General features: G+C 73.2%; 2 protein-coding genes and 1 pseudogene. 2 read left to right on the top strand and 1 reads right to left on the bottom strand.

All coding sequences use genetic code 11. From position 1 onward, the window contains the following. Positions 1 to 260 (bottom strand): annotated as a pseudogene (locus G3I42_RS04085) (hypothetical protein); the annotation flags it as partial. A 732-nt stretch (positions 261 to 992) separates the two neighbouring features. Here G3I42_RS04085 and rimP point away from each other — a divergent pair. Together rimP and nusA are read left to right on the top strand one after the other, a co-directional pair. Next, entirely contained in the window at positions 993 to 1544 is a 552-nt protein-coding gene (gene rimP / locus G3I42_RS04080) for a ribosome maturation factor RimP (protein ID WP_164282470.1), read from the top strand. Positions 1545 to 1546: 2 nt separating this feature from the next. Then, on the top strand, positions 1547 to 2656 hold the full coding sequence (gene nusA, locus G3I42_RS04075) for a transcription termination factor NusA (RefSeq protein ID WP_164282469.1): 1110 nt from the start codon (positions 1547 to 1549) through the stop codon (positions 2654 to 2656). Position 2657 lies beyond the last annotated feature (1 nt).

Here is a 2657-nt window from a genome sequence, read left to right as displayed (position 1 = left end):
GTCGCGTCGAGTCCGGGGTGTGCCGCGAGCGTCGCGTCGTAACGCGCCGTCAGCTCGGCACTGTCGCGCGCCGCCGCGCGGCTCAGCCTCTGCGCGGCGGTGGCCTCAGCCTTGGCGCGACGTCGCGACGCGGCGGCGTCGGAGTCGTCCGAGCAGCCGGTCAGCAGGGCCGCGCCCGCGAGCGCCGTACCCGAGGCGAGCAGCAGACGGCGCGAAGGGCGGGGGAGGGACAGCGGACCCGGGGCGGGCAGTGGCGGCACGGCGTACTTCCTCGGCGGATTCGGTGCCGACGTCGCGCGCACGTCGCGTCGCCACCCGCGCCGACGACGCCACGTCGCGTGGGGACGCGGCGCGCGATGCGGTCCGGGGCGGTGACGTACGAAGGCGGCGAGGACGGCGGACGGGCGACGACGGGCGGGCGACGACGGACGGAGCGAGAGCGGCGGTGCGGTGCGAGTGCCGTCACACCTCCGGAACGCGCACGTAGGACCCGACGCGACGTACGGCCCGGCGCGACGCGTCCGCGCCGCGACGTACACGTCGCACCGCACGGTCGCCCCGCCCCGCGCTGCGACGTACGCCCCGCGACGCCGCGACGTCTGCGCCGCGAGCCACGCCTCGGCCCCGCGCCACGCGACGTGTGTGTCGCGTCACGCCCACGACGCGGCGTCGCGTCGTGGGCGACGTACCGCCCGCTCAGGAGTGTGCTGGCACTGCGGTGATCACCGTACCCGCGTCCGCGCCTCGTACAGAGGGACGGGCCGCTCGTACGCACCGTTCGTCCACCGGAAGGCGGCACGGGGCGCCGACGTCGCGCCGACGCCGCGTCATGACGCGGCGATGCCGCCGTACGCGACGTGCCGCACGACGTCGCCCCGATGCCGTACCGGGATACACCCGGTCGAGTGGCGCCACTCCGCGTCGCGAGCGGATACCCTTTGACCTGAGACATGACGCATCACAACAGCACACGCGGCCGAGGAGTCACCCGGATGAGCACCACCCAGAGCGAGAGGCTGCGGGAACTCCTGGAGTCCCTCGTCACCGCCAGGGACCTCGATCTCGAAGAGATCACCGTGACTCCGGCCGGCCGGCGCAGAGTGCTGCAGATCGTCGTGGACGGGGACTCCGGGGTCTCGCTGGACACGTGCGCCGAGCTGAGCCGCGAGATCTCCACCGTGCTGGACGACACCGACGCCATGGGCGAGAACGAGTACGTCCTGGAGGTCACCTCGCCCGGTGCCGACCGTCCCCTCACCGCCCACCGCCACTACGTGCGCGCCACCGGCCGCCTCGTGCGCTTCCAGCTCGCCGAGGGCGGCGAGCTCGTGGCCCGGCTGCTGAAGGCGGACGACGCGGGTCTCGACCTGGAGGTCCCCGGCGTCAAGGGCCGCAAGCCGACCAGCCGCAGGCTGGAATTCCCCGAGATCTCCAAGGCGCGCGTGGAGATCGAGTTCAACCGCAAGGAGAGGACGGCCGAGGCCGCTCCTCAGCACGCCGAGCAGGCCGAGGCCGAGCAGGCACCGAAGCCGAAGGAGGCGTAGCCGTGGATATCGACATGAGTGCCCTGCGGGGTCTGGTCCGGGAGAAGGAGATCTCCTTCGACCGTTTGGTCGAGGCGATCGAGTCGGCGCTCCTCATCGCGTACCACCGCACGGAGCACAGCCACCGCCGCGCGCGCGTCCACCTCGACCGCGAGACCGGCCACGTGACGGTGTGGGTGAAGGAGGAGGAGGCGGATCTCGCCGATCTCGGCGAGGATGCCCGGCCGCGCGAGTTCGACGACACGCCTTCCGACTTCGGCCGCATCGCCGCGACGACGGCCAAGCAGGTCATCCTCCAGCGGCTGCGCGACGCGCAGGACGACGCGACGCTCGGCGAGTACGCCGGGCGCGAGGGCGACATCGTGACCGGCGTCGTCCAGCAGGGCCGCGACCCGAAGAACGTCCTCGTGGACATCGGCAAGCTGGAGGCCATCCTGCCGGTGCAGGAGCAGGTCCCCGGCGAGGAGTACACGCACGGGCTGCGGCTGCGTTCGTACGTCGTACGCGTCGCGAAGGGCATGCGCGGTCCCTCGGTCACCCTGTCGCGCACCCACCCGAACCTCGTGAAGAAGCTCTTCGCCCTGGAGGTCCCCGAGATCGCCGACGGGTCCGTCGAGATCGCCGCCATCGCGCGCGAGGCCGGGCACCGGACCAAGATCGCGGTCCGCTCGAACCGCTCCGGGCTCAACGCCAAGGGCGCGTGCATCGGCCCCATGGGCGGCCGGGTGCGCAACGTCATGGCCGAGCTGAACGGCGAGAAGATCGACATCGTCGACTGGTCGGACAACCCGGCCGACCTCGTCGCCCACGCGCTCTCCCCGGCGCGCGTCAGCCACGTCGAGGTCGTCGACCTCGCGACGCGTTCCGCGCGCGTCACGGTGCCCGACTACCAGCTCTCGCTGGCGATCGGCAAGGAGGGCCAGAACGCCCGCCTCGCCGCCCGCCTCACCGGCTGGCGCATCGACATCCGCCCCGACACGGAGACGCCGGACGAGGACGGGAACGCGGACCGCGGCGGCCACGAGGACCGCGCCGGGAACCGGGGCGGTGGCCGCGAGTCCGGCACCGTCGCGCCCGCCCGCAACGCGGACCGCCGGCCGGCCCGGGGCTGAC

Origin of the sequence: Streptomyces sp. SID11385 (assembly GCF_010548245.1) — a bacterium.
Classification (GTDB): domain Bacteria; phylum Actinomycetota; class Actinomycetes; order Streptomycetales; family Streptomycetaceae; genus Streptomyces.
Note: the sequence above shows the minus strand (reverse complement) of the source record. Positions and strands in the feature narration are given on the sequence as shown.